This window comes from Streptomyces monashensis, from assembly GCF_001866665.1.
Taxonomy (GTDB): Bacteria; Actinomycetota; Actinomycetes; order Streptomycetales; family Streptomycetaceae; genus Streptomyces; species Streptomyces monashensis.
Genome location: NZ_MLYO01000067.1, coordinates 49,623 through 62,016 on the forward strand (window position 1 = coordinate 49,623; position 12,394 = coordinate 62,016).

Here is a 12,394-nt window from a genome sequence, read left to right on the forward strand (position 1 = left end):
TGGGCTCTTGGACTTCGGAGCGAATCCTTGCCTTCCTCAGTATGCGGACGGTCACCGGGATCCGCCTTGGGGTTCCGTCATTGATGTCACGCGCGGATGGCAGTCGGGGGCATGTGCGAGACGGAAAATCCCGCTGCGGTGAGCCACACTACGCTCATCGCAACCCGTACGGCCTGGTCAGAGGAGAAGCACTTTGGTGAACCATCCCCTACTCTCTCGGCTTGGACGGGCCCGTTGAACCCGTGCGATGCAAGGGCGGAGTGTCGCCCCGACGATTACATGACCGATCGAATGAAGCCAGGGAGCTGGCTAGCCCACCTTGGAGCGCGACCGTGATCCCGATAAGGTTCCACCGGACCCTGCGCATCATGTTGGCCGTTGCCGTATGCGTTGCTCTCGCCGTTGCTGTCACTGAATGGATCATGAAGGACCGCAGGCATGGGGAGGGGCTCTTGGGTGAAGTACTGGTGAGTGGTGACGGCCGTACCATCACCGCCCTGAACAGCCGGGCCCCATGCCAGCAGGACCCGCCTCTCCTGGTGGCAAGCGAATCCCGCGATTCCGTTGCCTTGGTTCTGAAGGAAAGCGATATCGATCTCCGGCCTCAGTGCGACACCGTCGACGAGCAGATCACCACGAAGCTGCAGTCGCCGCTGGGGACACGACGGCTGGTAGACGGCAGTAACGGCTGGACCATTGCCCCTCTCGACCAGAAGCGGCTGGCCAATCCGCAATATCTCCCACCAGGCTATTCGCCGACAACTGACGTGCAGTGGAGCGACTCCAGCCAGCACGAGCTGCTGTCCCCTTTCTTCATGCGTGACCGGAATTCAGGGCCCGTCTGGACCCGTTTCTACCACCGCACCTCGAAGAAGGCGTCGTTGAGTATCACGCAAATCGCCGGAAAGCTCACAGTAAGTGCGGCTGGCACTCCAGAGTCCATCCACGGGTGGATCGGTCGGCCCACCCCGGACTCCAATAACACCGTGACATCGACGAACGGGACCTACACATTCATCGTGAGCACCACGGATCGGGACCTGCATGAAGCCGAACTCCTGAGGATCGCCAAACAACTAACCCCGTGAAACCCGAGATCACCACCGCCAACTCTGCAGACCGAAACTGCAGTTTCCCTGCACATGTGCTGGTCACGGGCGCGTGACAATGCCTGGCGGGCGCTTCACCCCGACTGATGGTTCCCGCGAGATGGACTGATCAGCGCGTTCGTACTGAGGCGGTCCCAGGTGTCCGGGCCAGAGGCGACGAACGCGCCCCCGGTGATCAAGGTTGTCGAAGCCTTTGATCACGAACAGGGGGCGCGTTCGCGTGTCAACCTCCCAGATCGATGTCCTGCAACGCCGCTGCGAGGACGTCGACTTGCCCTGTCCACTCGCCGAACTGCCTGACCTGACCACGTTGTCGACGGTCCTGGACCGGCTTCCCGATCATTACCAGGAAGGCACGGTCAGCGGACTGATCCAGACCGACGTCTGCGCCGAGCCCGGCGACAGCGGCGGCGCCCTCTTCGACGGCGAGAGCGCCCTCGGCCTTACCTCCGGTGGCAGCGGCGACTGCACCAACGGCGGCCAGACCTTCTTCCAGCCCGTCCCGGCCGCCCTTGCGGCATACGGCGCGCAGATCGGCTGACCCACGGGCCGAGCGGCCCCGCCCCTCGGCATGAACCGGCCCCCCGATACCCGTCCGGGGGCCGGCGCCGCTGACGCACATCAAGACCGCCCGGGAGGCCGGCACGGCCAGGGCGAAGGCCAAGGCGGCCAAGACCGGCAAACGCCCCGCGGCTCCTTCGGACGCCCCGCACCGCAAGGCCGAGTACGCGCTGCGCGACCATCCTGCCCTCGGTCGCTGGCTCAAGCAGCACCCGACCACCGGGCGGCTGTCCATCGACGCCGCCAAGGCCACCGCCGAGATCCGCCTCGACGGCAAGTACCTGCTGGCCACCAGCGCCCCGGACCCGTCCGCCGAGGACGTCGCGCTCGGTTACAAGAACTTGCTGGAAGCCGAACGCGCCTTCCGCACGATGAAATCCCCCTCGACCTGCGGCCGGTCTACCACCGCCTCGACGAGCGAATACGGCCGGGATGCGCCTGAGGCGACGGGACGCCGCTGCCCGCCGCTTGGAACCGCACGGCCGGAGCGCGGTCGGGTCTTCCTTGAGGCACTCACTGTTCGCCGAGCGGTTGCCTGGGCGCCATAGCGCGCACGCAGACTGCGAAGGCTCGATTCCGGCCAGCCCTAGGAACGTCTACCTGTCCATTCGTCGTGCCCTCGCCATATCCGCCACCCTGGCCGCCGTCGGAATGGCGGGCCCGCTGCCCGCATACGCGGCGCCGGCTACCCCGCAGGCCTCCGCTCCTTCCGGCTTCACTGTCCACCAGTTCGTGACCGGGCCGTCGGGCCAGAGCAGCCCGGACGACATCGCCCGTCTCGGCGGCCACCTCTTCGTCGCGTACCAGAACGGTGTGGGCTCCGACGGCAAGCCCGCGCCGAGCGGTGCCACCAAGAGCACGGTCTACGAGTACACGCTCTCTGGCCAGGTCGTCGCCTCCTGGCCGCTGACCGGCAAGGTCGACGGCCTGGGCGCGGACCCCGAAGGTGACCGCGTCATCGCCACGGTCAACGAGGACGGGAACTCCAGCGCCTACACCATCGCGCCGTCCCGCTCGGCCGCCGAGCAGGTGCACCACTACGCCTACACCGGGCTCACCCACGGCGGTGGCACCGACAGCGCCCTCTCCGCCGACGGCAAGATCTACTTCACGGCCTCAGCCCCCGCGGCCGACGCCAACGGCACCACCTACAGCAAGCCCGCCCTCTACACCGGCAGGTTCACACAGGGCGCCGCGGGCAAGGAGGGAACGATCGCCCTGACCCCGGTGCTGAACGACAACTCCACCGCCGCCGACCGCGTGACGGGCAAGAGCAGCAAGCTCAACCTCTCCGACCCCGACTCCAGCGAGAAGGTGCCCGCGGTCGTCCCCGGCGCCGGCGGCGACCTCCTCCTCGACAGCCAGGGCGACAAGCAGCAGATCTACATCGGCCGGGGCCACGTCCCCTCGGTGCTGAACCTCAACACCCAGGTCGACGACACCGCCTTCGCCACCACCACGACCGGCACCCTCTACGTCGTCGACAGCAAAGCGAACAAAATCCTCGCCATCACGGGTTACTTCGCCCCGGGCCAGGCCTTCACCTCCGTCCCGGGCGACTCGGACTCCCTCAAGGGCGTGCTCGGCAGCCTCGACCTGAAGTCCGGTCGGATCAGCACGTTCCTGCAGCTGAGCAGCCCCAAGGGCCTGCTGTTCACGAACGACCGCTACCAGGGCGGCAACGGCCAGGGCACCGGCGGCTCGACCGGCGGCAGCACCACCGGTGGTACGACCGGCAGCGGCTCGACGGGCGGCAGCACCACGGGCACCTCCAACGACGGTTCGACCAGCACCAGCGGCGCTGGTGCGAACGGCACATCCGCCCAGGGTACGGACCCTTCACCGTCCGGGGCTCTCGCGCGGACGGGTGCCGGTGACCCGCTGGCCATCGCCGGGGCCGCCGCGGTCCTGCTCGCGGTCGGCGGCGGGCTCTATGCCGTCATCCGGCGCCGGTCGGCCCGCGCCGCCGATTAAGCGGCACATCCTCTTACCCCTGCCAACGGCCCTCGTGAGTGGCCTCGTGGGCATCTCACGGGAGGACTCGCCCCCGCGGGATACCCGCGCCCCGCCACCGCTCCTGGAGGCACTGTCACCACTGAGGCACTCGCGCGATACCGCGAGGCCGCCGAGAGGACCCTCGCAGTATCGCGCATGGGCTGTTGACGGGCCGGCCCGAGGCCATCCGCACGGCATTCACGGGTGGCCTCGGACGCTTCTTACGCCCCTCGGGCCGGCCGTTGCGCCACTCACGACCGGTCCGAGGGTTGCCTTACGTCATCGTCCACATCGTGAGGTTCGTGCCCCCGCTGGCTAAGGTCTTGCCGTCCGGGCTAAAGGCGATGCAGTTGCTTGTGGTGTCGGTGGTGACGGCAGCGGTGCTCCCGCTGTTGGCGGTGTTCCACACATTGACAGCGCCGTCTTTGGTTCCGCTGGCGAGGAGGGTGCCTGGGCCGGGCGCGATGCACGTTATCTCGGAGCCGGGGCCGGCGAGGGTGGCCGTGCTCCTGCGGGCCGATACGTCCCAGAGCGTGAGTGTCCCGTCGGAGCGAAGGTTCGCCAGCCTCTTCCCGTCGGAACTGAATGCCAGGGAGTGCAACGTGGAATTGGTCCGGGCGAGAGTGGCGATGTTCGAGCGGGAGGGGACGTCCCACAGTTGAAGCCGTCCGTCGCTGGTGGTGTTCCCGGGATTGCCGTTGCCGGAACTGGTCGCCAGGACGGTGCCAGAAGGGCTGAACGCCAGAGTTGAGATCCAAGAGGTATCGCCGGTGGTCAGCGGCGTGCCGGCCGTCCGGGTGGACAGATTCCACAACCTGAAGGCAGGGGCGTCGTAGCTCGCTGCCAGCATCCCGCCGCTCGGATGGAACGCCACGTAAGCGACGGAGCCGTTCCACTCGACAGGATCGAGGTACGGGAGTGTGGTTTCGGCGCCGGTGGCGACGTTCCACACGCTGACCGTCCCGTCACCGTTGCCGACGGCCAATCTGGCCCCGTCCGGGCTGAACGCCACGGACAAGGCCGTCGAGAAGGCGGGGTTGAAAGCGGTGACCTGAGCGAGTGATTTAGGCCATGGGTTCACGGGCTTGTGCGTGAAGGTCTTGGCCAACGTTTTGGTGGCCACGTTCCACAGCCTGGCCTCGCCGTCGTCGTCGGCGCTCGCCAGGGTGTTGCCGTCCGGGCTGAACGCCACTGAACGCACGACCGCATTGCCGCCGCCTCGGAGCGTCACGGGGCTGCCGGGGCTACTGGCCGGGTGCCGGCTCGGGCCCGGGCTCGGGCTGCCGCCTTTCTTGGGGGTGCCCGCGCTGTCGGCGAGTGTCAGTCCCAGTGCGGCGAGTGTCCCGGCCGATGCCGTGGCCAGTGAGCCGAGGATGAGGGCGCGGCGGCGTGGGCGGTGGCGAAGGGCTGCGGGCGCGAGCGGCGGGACGATGGGCTGGGTGGGGGCGGGCGCGGTGTCGTGGTTGGGCGCGGTGGCGGTGACCGGTGTGGTCGGGTCCTCTGATGCTGGTGCGGGGCCACGGCTGGGTGGCGTTGCATCCCGGGTGGAGGTCGAGTCCGGTCCAGGCGCATGCCGCTGGATCGAGTGCAGGCGCTGGGCGGTGCTGGCCGCGTCCGGCCGAGCGTCCGGGTGCTTGGCTAGGAGCGCAGTAACCAGCTCGGCGATCTCCGCCGGCACGTCGTTTCGTAGCCTGTGCAAAGCGGGCGGTGTTTCCTCCAGGTGCCGGTGCATCAAAACCCAGGGTTGCTCGGAGACGGGGAACGGCGGGGTGCCGGCCAGTAGGGCGTGCAGCACGCAGCCGAGTGCGTACTGGTCGCACTTCGCGTCGACGTGCTCGCCGCGCCATTGCTCCGGCGCCATGTAGGCCGGAGTGCCGACCAGCCGGTCGGTGACCGTGATACTGCCGGTGGTGTCCGCGGCCCGGGCGATCCCGAAGTCGCAGATCTTGATCCGGCCGTCGTCCTGCAGGAAGAGGTTGCCAGGCTTGAGGTCGCGGTGCACCACTTTTCCGCCGTGTGCGGCGGCCAGCGCCTCTGCGGTCTGCAGCGCGAGACCGACCGCCTCGGCCACCGGCAGACCGCCGGGCGAGCGGGCCAGGAGCTGGGAAAGGTCCATCCCTTCCAGCAGCTCCATGACGATGAACTGCCGGTTCTCGTGCTGCCCGACGTCGTACACGACCGTGATACCGGGATGCTTGAGCCGGGCGCCGATCGACGCCTCGCGCCGAAACCGCTGTAGCTCCTCATGCGTGGCGTGGAACTGCAGCAACACCTTCACCGCGACCGGGCGGCCGAGCTCGGTGTCGAATGCTCGCCACACCTCGCCCATGCCACCGTGCCCAAGCCGCACGTTCAGCCTGTACCTACCGGAGAGATGGTCCCCCGCCCGCACGATTCCCCCCTGCCGTAGTCAACTGCCCGCGTTGCAGAGGCCATTGTGCAGCGTGACGATCACCTGTACCACGGCCCCCGGCCAGCGCCTGGTCAAAGACCGTATGGACGTCACCGGAGCCGAGGCCCTCGTCAAACTCCGCACCCTGGTCTGGAACGGCAACTTCGACGCGTAATGGCTACCATGCCGGCGCGAACCCATATGCACCCAATACCTCCGCTCTCACAACGTCCTCACACTCGCCGGGTGGTCATGACCACTCAAGGAGAGCTGCGCCCATCGGCAATGCGGGTTTCGAGGTCGGCGACGCGGCGGTCTTGGAAGCGAAGGTTGGAGCGGGCGGCCTGGAGCCGCTCGTCCAGGGTGCGGTTGTCGGCGATGAGCTGGCGGACTCGCTGCTTGAGCGCGGTGTTCTCGGTGGTGATCCGCTGGATGGCCGCCTCGCTCCACTCGGTTTCCAAGTCGCGTATTTGGCCAAGGAGTTCGCCGATCCGGGTGCGCCGGGTGAGGATCTCTGTCTGGGCAGCCTTCAACGCGTCTTCCGCGTTCAGTGCGCGTTCGCGCCACGTCGCTTCGCGCTCGTCGCCCTGCTCGGCGAGCATCTGGGATCGGCGTTCACCAGCCTCTGCCATGGCGGGGGCAACCGCAGTCCTGGCCTCGGGGTTGTCGTAGAGGAAGGTGCGTGAGACGTTCGCGCGGCGGGCGACGGCGGCGACGCTGACCGGGGCTTTCTCACGCCGGAGACGAGTGACGGCCTCGTGGACGCGGTGGAGGGCGGTCTCGGTCTTGCGGCGGCGGGCTGCCAGGGCCGCAGCGGTGCGAGGTTCGGGGATGGCGGCGGTGTTCATGCGACGTCCTGTTCGGGGCCGGTGTCCTCGGTTGTGTACGTGTCGCTGTCCTCGCCGCTGTCCTGTGCGGCGTCGGCGAGGTCGGCGGCGCGGAAGGCGGTGGACCACACGCGGTGGAAGTAGTCCTGGGGTTTGCACAGGTCCAGGGCGAGAGCGTCGTCGAGGAGACCGAGGCCGGCCAGGGCCTTCTCCAGGCCGTCGATGGCGCGGGCGGTGGGTTCGAAGTAGCGGTGGAGGTAGTCGGCGGTGGCGTCGTCGGGCGCCCTCGGCCAGCAGCCGCCACTGCTCTCGTTTGCGCCGCCAGTAACGGAGGTCGGCGCCGGAGAGGACGAACTTGTCGCAATTGTGGCAGTCGAGGTTCCAGGGGCAGGCGCCTCCATAGACGACGGGCTGGAAGGTGCAGAACCCGCCCTCGGCGGGAGTGCTGCGGCGGGACAGGTCGATGGCCAGGGCGTGGGCCTGCTCGCGGGTGAGTGGTGTTGTGTCGCTGGTGAGGAGGTCGCCGGGACGGGCGGTGCCGGGTCCGGCGACCCACACGTGCTGGAGGACGTTGTCCAGGTCCGACTGGGTCAGGTGGACGTAGTGCTCGGCCATGCGGTCGGAGACCTGGCCGAGGTAGCGGCGGATGTGAGTCAGGGTCGCGCCGTGCCGCAGCAGCCGGGTGGCCAGGGTGTGCCGGGCCTGGTGGGCGACGTAGTGTCCGCCGAGGTCGAGGCCGGCGATCCAGGCGCGGAAGCCGGTGTGGAACCAGGTGTAGGACAGGGCGCGGCGGCCGTCGGGGTTGAGGATGTCGGTGGGGAACAGGGCCAGGTGAGCGCGCTCAGCAGCAGTGGGCGGGCGGCCAGCGTGACGTTCGGCGAAGTGGGTCAGGGTCTTTTGGCGGCGTTCTTCGAGCCGGTGAAGGAGGTGGTCGGGGATGCGGACGGCCGCGTTCAGGTTGCCGACCTTGGTCTGGTCGTGCCAGGGCAGGGGCAGCCCTGCGGGTGCCGATTAATCATCCGGCCTGCTCAGGAGGCATGTTGGTACTCGTGAAGGGTTCCGCCGAGTCGGTCTCGTCGGCGGACCTCCAGGTGCCTGACCTGCGCTGGCACGTTTATCGGTTCGGCTTGTGGTCGGAGCGGTGCGGCTTGTTTCAGCGCTCGGTGCGGTCGGTGCTCGTTGTAGAAGGTCTCGAACTCGCGGAGCGCGTGCAGGAGGTGGCTCTGGTTCCAGATCAAGGTGCGGTCCAGCAGCTCGCACCGGCACGTTTGTATCCAGCGCTCCATGAGGGAGTTCATTCGGGGTATCTGTATGCCGGTGGTGACGACTGTCAGTCCGGCGTCGGACAGCAGGGCGTCGAAGGCCTGCGTGAACCTCGAGTCGCGGTCGCGGATGAGGAAACAGGCCTGGCTGCTCGCGTCCTGGAGGTCCATGATGAGATTGCGTCCGAGCTGCACGGTCCACTCCGCGGTGGGGTGAGCGGTGGCGCCCAGGATCCGGATGCGCCGGGTGGAGTGCTCGATGACGGCGAAGACGTACAGACGCACCCCGGTCAAGGTGAGGGTCTCGAAGAAGTCGCAGGCGAGCAGCGCATCGGCCTGGCTGCGCAGGAAGGCGGCCCAGGTCGTGCTCTGGCGTTCGGGCGCAGGCGGGATGCCGTGCTCTCGAAGGATCTCCCAGACGGTGGAGGCGGCGACCTTGATGCCCAGCGCCGCGAGCTCGCCGTGGATCCGGCGATAGCCCCACGAGGAGTTCTCGTGAGCCAGGCGCAGGACCAGGGCGCGGACCGATCGGACCGTGGGTGGGCGTCCGCGCCGCTTCGGTACGCAGGGGGCGGCATGTCGTCGCTTGAGCAGGTTGCGATGCCACCGCATGATCGTGTCCGGGCGTACCAACAGCAGGAGCCTGCGAAGCTTCTTCCTCGGGAGGTGGTGGAGCAGGCCGGCGAGGAGGGCGCGGTCGGTGACCGTGAACGTGGGCTTGCCGAACTGGCGTTACAGTACGAGCAGTTGATGCCGCAGGGCAAGGATCTCGATGTCTTTGTCCCGGTCGCTCATCGGCAGCAGACGCAGGAGCGACAGGGTGTTGGTCGCGGCGAGGTAGGCCAGACGCAGCAGCACGACAGACCATGATGCCGTCCGCGTCTGCACATGAAGACATCGGAGTGGTCGGCGAGCGAGACCTGAAGGGGCAGCCGATCAAGGCCTCCACCTGGGTGGATGATTTATCCGCACCCGCACGGTTGGTGCGAGGCAAGCGCGAGTGCTGTGTGCAGGAGGCGCCATGAACGGGAGGCGACGGGAAGTGGTGACCGTCGATGTCTTTGAAATGCACGTCGCGTTCGGGTGGTTCTTCTTTGTGTTCATGGGGGGCGGGTTCCTCGGAGCCGGTCTGCACGGCTGCGGAGTGCTTCCCATGGGGCCGGTCGCGGCGGTCATCGGCTTTCCGGTACTTGTCACCGTCCTGCTCCAGCCCGTGCTCAAACGCCGGTTCCTGGTGAGCTTCGACGAGGAGGGCGTAACTGTCGTGCGTCCCCTCGGGCAGCGGAAGGTGCCTTGGTCGGACATCGCGGGCTTCTGTTTCGTGCTGCCCGAGAGCGAAACCGATTCGTGGCAGATCCGGATTCGTCTCGACCGAGTCACGCCGGAAGGCCGCCGAGCGCCGTGCAGCGGACCGGTGCTCGCCGGGTTCGGCCGTAGCCGCCTGGACCATCGGCGACTCTCGATGCATGGCGCACTGTTCCACCAGTTCGCACAGCACGGGGTGGGGCTCGTGGATGACCCGCGGCCGGAGGACTGGCAGCGTGCCCATGTTGCACGGGCGCTGAGCAGTTGTGTGTGACTCCACGCGTCCCGCGCACGCCGAGGTACCCCCCGCATCGGCGAGGGCCGAAACGGCAGACGATCTTGAGTTTCGACAACCGCCCGCGACCAGCACGAGTGCGCGGTCAACGAGTCACGCCAGCCTCGTGACCACCGACTTCAAGATGGTGGATCTTCAACGGGCGACGAGGCCCTCGGTCATCTCCGTGCCGAGATGCTGACGGTGCAACAGGCTCTGGCCTGCACGCCTGCGTTGGGCGTTCCCAGATCACACGTGGCGCGTTTTGACTGTAGTGAGCGCCCCCGCAGGTGCGGTGCGGGTCGGTCTGCCCAGCACCCAGAAGAGCACGCCGAGGAGCATGAAGGCGACCAGCGGGACGGCCTCCGTGAGCAGGTACCTCCAGCGCTCGCCGTAACTCCAGCCGGCCGGTGCGTAGCCGGAGCCGAACCACTGGTCGCCGAGTCCCGGGGCGACCAGCTGCACGCTGGCGAACAGGATGAGCAGGGTGAGCACCGTGCTGATGGTGCGAGGGATGGGCGCCCTGTAGGGGCGGGGGAAGTCCGGAGCCTTGCGGCGCAGTACCGCGAGCGCCGGGAAGATGCCCAGGTAGCTGACGAGGGTGGTGGAGACGGCGAGGCCGAGGACGGCGCCGAAGAGCTTGCCGGCGCTGCCGCCCGTCAGTTGGTGGGCCAGGATGAGGACGGTCGTGGAGACCGCACCGCTGAGGATGTTGACCCGTACGGGGGTGCCGAACCGGCTGGAGATGACGCCGAGGAAGCGGGGTGCCGCGCCGTCGTAGCCGGAGACGGCGAGGGCACGGTCGGATCCCATGATCCATGTGACTCCGGAGGACAGCACCGTGAGGATGAACATGATCGCGGCGAGGTCTCCGAGCAGGCGGCCGGCGCCGCTGAGTGTGGCTGTGCCGTCGGCGGCGACATGGCCGCCGTACACAGTGAAGACCTGCCGGATGGCGTCGACGAAACCGCCGAGACCGGTGATGGCCTTGACCGGCAGGACGAGCAGGATGCCGAGGATCGGCAGCGCGTACAGCAGTACGGCGAGGCCGGCGCTGCGGAAGATGGCGAACGGCACGTCCTTCTGAGCGTCGGTCATTTCGTCGCCGGCGGTGTTGGGCAGCTCGAAACCGACGTAGTTGAACATCAGGACAGGTACCAGTCCGACGAATCCCGCGTAGGTCGGGGAGAAGTCGCCGACACCGAATCCATGCAGGCCGTGTTGGATGCCGTACACCACGACGGTGACGGTGAACAGTCCGAGGAGGATGAAACGGCTCCAGGCGCCGACGGTGGGAATCCACTTGCCGACGTCGAAGGAAAGGATCGCGGCGAGCACGCCCACCCAGACGAACACGAGAGTGAAGGCGTAGAAGGCCGTGGTGCTCAGGTTCTTCCCGTCGTTGAAGAAGGTGGTGTAGGCAGTGGCGGCGGATACGGAGAGCGTGCCGCCCAGCCACACCGGATTGGTGATCCAGTACAGGAAGTTGTTGACGGCACCGGCGAGCCGCCCGAAGGCCCGGCTGGTCCAGATGTAGGGACCGCCCTCGTCGGGGAACGCGGCTCCCAGTTCGGCGGTGAGCAGTGCGGACGGCACGAAGAACACCGCGGCCAGCACGATGAGCCAGGTGAATGCTTCAGCACCCTTCGAGGCGACGGTGCCGATGGTGTCCACACCGACGATGGTGCACAGGAGGAAGAACAGGATGTCGAAGCGGCCGAAGTGCTTGCGCAGCTTCTGCCGCTCCGCGAGAGCTGCTGCCGGCGTGTCGGCAGGCTCGGAGGTTATCTGACCAGCGGCCACCGGGAGCTCCTGCGTGCGAGTGGAAGGGGCGGGATGCGGCCAATGATCAGCCGTACCTCAAAAGCACACAAGTGTTCATGTCTAACTCTTGACCATCACCTATCCACCCGAAAAGTGACGGAAACCGCACCGAAACATGGGAATGGAGGCAGGGACCGCTTCGCCGAGCGGAGGCCGATCCGCGGTCGCCGTGCACCCTCCTGTAGCCCCAGCCGGGATTCTCGCGCGCCAGGCGCAGCACCAGGACGCGGATGGAGTGCACGGTGCGCGGCCGGCCCGGGCGCTTGGGCCGGGACCCGGCGGCATGGCGGCGCGCGACCAGGTCACGGTGCCATCGCAACACCGTGTCCGGCCGCACCAACAACCGCAACCGACGCAGCACATCCCGCGGGAGCCGGTGCAGCAACGCCGCCAGGAACGCCCGATCGCCCGGCTCGAACCACGGCCTGTTCCCGCCCAGCTGCCGCTCCAACATCGCAATCTGATGGCGCAGCACCAGAATCTCCACGTCCTTGTCCCGGTCGCTCATCGACAGCAGGCACAGCATGACGAACGCGTTCGTCACGCCCAGGTAAGCCAGTCGCAGCAGCACGGCCGATCATGTTCCCGCAGCGTCCGGCACGCGCACCAGACCGCAGGTCCAACCGACCTCCGCAACCGGACGCAGGCCTAGGCCGTGTTTTAGGTCGGAGTTATGGGCCATGCCTCGTGCTGTGATGATCACGGTGTGGGGCGTGGGGATCTTTCTGATGAGCAGTGGTTGGTGCTGGAGTCGTTGCTTCCTGCGGCGGGTGTGAGTCGCAGGTCGCCGGGTCGGCGGCGGCTGGTGGACGGTGTGCGGTGGCGGGTTCGGACCGGTGTCCCGT

The 12,394-nt window shown here is 67.6% G+C and carries 11 protein-coding genes and 3 pseudogenes; 6 read left to right on the forward strand and 8 right to left on the reverse strand.

The window, feature by feature from the left end:
* The first annotated feature begins 368 nt into the window (after positions 1 to 368).
* From BIV23_RS35630 to BIV23_RS35640, 4 genes and pseudogenes are all read left to right on the forward strand, one after another.
* Entirely contained in the window at positions 369 to 1,088 is a 720-nt protein-coding gene (locus BIV23_RS35630; RefSeq protein ID WP_143079179.1) for a hypothetical protein, read from the forward strand.
* 361 nt (positions 1,089 to 1,449) lie between these two features.
* Positions 1,450 to 1,650: pseudogene (locus tag BIV23_RS47425) on the forward strand (trypsin-like serine protease); the annotation flags it as partial.
* 70 nt (positions 1,651 to 1,720) lie between these two features.
* Positions 1,721 to 2,097, forward strand: a pseudogene (locus tag BIV23_RS54130) (IS1634 family transposase); the annotation flags it as partial.
* Between the two features lie 305 nt (positions 2,098 to 2,402).
* Positions 2,403 to 3,644 carry a hypothetical protein gene (locus BIV23_RS35640; protein ID WP_143079180.1) on the forward strand — a complete coding sequence of 414 codons (1,242 nt, stop codon included), beginning with the start codon at positions 2,403 to 2,405 and terminating at the stop codon, positions 3,642 to 3,644.
* A 295-nt stretch (positions 3,645 to 3,939) separates the two neighbouring features.
* Here BIV23_RS35640 and BIV23_RS35645 read toward each other — a convergent pair whose 3' ends face one another.
* Positions 3,940 to 6,057, reverse strand: a complete 2,118-nt coding sequence (locus tag BIV23_RS35645; RefSeq protein WP_071385106.1) for a WD40 repeat domain-containing serine/threonine protein kinase — start codon at positions 6,055 to 6,057, stop codon at positions 3,940 to 3,942.
* Positions 6,058 to 6,109: 52 nt separating this feature from the next.
* On the opposite strand from BIV23_RS35645, the gene BIV23_RS53385 reads away from it, so the two are divergent.
* Positions 6,110 to 6,232 (forward strand): hypothetical protein, encoded by a 123-nt coding sequence (locus BIV23_RS53385; RefSeq protein ID WP_281250192.1) that lies wholly within the window; start codon positions 6,110 to 6,112, stop codon positions 6,230 to 6,232.
* An 85-nt stretch (positions 6,233 to 6,317) separates the two neighbouring features.
* Here the strand turns inward: BIV23_RS53385 and BIV23_RS35650 are convergent, their stop codons facing one another.
* The 5 genes and pseudogenes from BIV23_RS35650 to BIV23_RS53390 form a co-directional block, all read right to left on the reverse strand.
* On the reverse strand, positions 6,318 to 6,905 hold the full coding sequence (locus BIV23_RS35650; protein ID WP_071385107.1) for a DUF6262 family protein: 588 nt from the start codon (positions 6,903 to 6,905) through the stop codon (positions 6,318 to 6,320).
* Entirely contained in the window at positions 6,902 to 7,285 is a 384-nt protein-coding gene (locus tag BIV23_RS52640) for a hypothetical protein (protein ID WP_245790808.1), read from the reverse strand. The genes BIV23_RS35650 and BIV23_RS52640 overlap by 4 nt, the downstream gene beginning before the upstream one ends.
* 244 nt (positions 7,286 to 7,529) lie before the next feature.
* Positions 7,530 to 7,880: pseudogene (locus BIV23_RS52645) on the reverse strand (tyrosine-type recombinase/integrase); the annotation flags it as partial.
* Positions 7,881 to 7,912: 32 nt separating this feature from the next.
* Positions 7,913 to 8,824 (reverse strand): integrase core domain-containing protein, encoded by a 912-nt coding sequence (locus BIV23_RS35665; protein ID WP_245790816.1) that lies wholly within the window; start codon positions 8,822 to 8,824, stop codon positions 7,913 to 7,915.
* A gap of 54 nt (positions 8,825 to 8,878) precedes the next feature.
* A complete protein-coding gene (locus tag BIV23_RS53390; RefSeq protein ID WP_281250193.1) occupies positions 8,879 to 9,004 on the reverse strand; it encodes a hypothetical protein in 126 nt (41 codons plus the stop codon).
* A 163-nt stretch (positions 9,005 to 9,167) separates the two neighbouring features.
* On the opposite strand from BIV23_RS53390, the gene BIV23_RS35670 reads away from it, so the two are divergent.
* Entirely contained in the window at positions 9,168 to 9,725 is a 558-nt protein-coding gene (locus BIV23_RS35670) for a PH domain-containing protein (protein WP_071385109.1), read from the forward strand.
* A 249-nt stretch (positions 9,726 to 9,974) separates the two neighbouring features.
* Here BIV23_RS35670 and BIV23_RS35675 read toward each other — a convergent pair whose 3' ends face one another.
* Together BIV23_RS35675 and BIV23_RS35680 are read right to left on the reverse strand one after the other, a co-directional pair.
* A complete protein-coding gene (locus BIV23_RS35675) occupies positions 9,975 to 11,528 on the reverse strand; it encodes an APC family permease (RefSeq protein ID WP_071385110.1) in 1,554 nt (517 codons plus the stop codon).
* Positions 11,529 to 11,574: 46 nt separating this feature from the next.
* The gene (locus BIV23_RS35680) at positions 11,575 to 12,120 is read right to left on the reverse strand and encodes a helix-turn-helix domain-containing protein (RefSeq protein ID WP_245790809.1); all 546 of its coding nucleotides are present in this window, start codon (positions 12,118 to 12,120) and stop codon (positions 11,575 to 11,577) included.
* Positions 12,121 to 12,394: the final 274 nt, after the last annotated feature.

What these genes read in the sequence shown, in the direction of transcription:
- BIV23_RS35630 (WP_143079179.1), top strand. Translation starts at nt 369, where the DNA reads ATGTTGGCCGTTGCCGTATGCGTTGCTCTCGCCGTTGCTGTCACTGAA.
- BIV23_RS35650 (WP_071385107.1), bottom strand. Translation starts at nt 6,905, where the DNA reads ATGAACACCGCCGCCATCCCCGAACCTCGCACCGCTGCGGCCCTGGCA.
- BIV23_RS52640 (WP_245790808.1), bottom strand. Translation starts at nt 7,285, where the DNA reads ATGGAGGCGCCTGCCCCTGGAACCTCGACTGCCACAATTGCGACAAGT.
- BIV23_RS35670 (WP_071385109.1), top strand. Translation starts at nt 9,168, where the DNA reads ATGAACGGGAGGCGACGGGAAGTGGTGACCGTCGATGTCTTTGAAATG.